Annotated in this window: 1 protein-coding gene; it reads left to right on the top strand. The window is 70.8% G+C overall.

Annotation, left to right across the window (positions count from 1 at the left end; all coding sequences use genetic code 11):
• A partial coding sequence (locus D7V88_RS41990; protein WP_208726780.1) for a prolipoprotein diacylglyceryl transferase family protein occupies nucleotides 1-684 on the top strand: 684 nt, incomplete at both ends.

Raw genomic sequence — 684 nt, 5'->3', positions numbered from 1 at the left:
CTCCCGGGACGGCTCCGTCTTCTTCCAGTTCAAACAGGGCGGCGCGTCGGTGCTGGGGGCCGTGCTGGGGGTGCTGGCTTTCACGGTGTACTTCGCGCGTCAGCAGCGGCGCTCGTGGCTCCAGGTGACGGATGCGCTGGCGGTGCTCGCGCCGCTGGGGTTCCTGTTGGGAGGGCTCGCGGGGTTCATGGAGGGGGCGCCGTTGGGGCAAATCGCCTCCGTGCCCTGGGCCGTGCGCTTTCCCGCCGAGGTGGGGCTGCCCGACTTCCAGCCCGTCGTGACGCCGTCGTTCGACGTGTCCACGCTGGCCTATGCACCCGGGCACGAGGTGGCGGGGCTGGCGCGCGCGGATGGGTCCTTCCTCGCGGAGCTGCACCGCATCCTCCCGGCGCGGCACCCCGTGCTGCTCTACCAGGCCTTGTTGGAGGGACTGCTGTTGGGGAGTGTCCTCATGGGCGTGCGCGCGCTGTGGCGCTCGCGGCCGGTGGGAGTGTTGACCGGGCTGTTCTTCACGCTGCACGGTGGACTCGCGCTGGCGAGTCTCCCGTTCCGCGCGCCCCAGCCGAACGTGTCCTTCGTCGCCGGGTTCGAGCAAGGCGCGTTGTTTCCCGTGGTGTTGCTGGTCGTGGGCGCCGCCTTCCTCCTGAGCGTGTCAGGCCAGCGTGCGGCCGGAGTGGCTGTAAC

Source organism: Corallococcus terminator, assembly GCF_003611635.1.
GTDB classification, from domain to species: Bacteria; Myxococcota; Myxococcia; order Myxococcales; family Myxococcaceae; genus Corallococcus; species Corallococcus terminator.
Note: the sequence above shows the minus strand (reverse complement) of the source record. Positions and strands in the feature narration are given on the sequence as shown.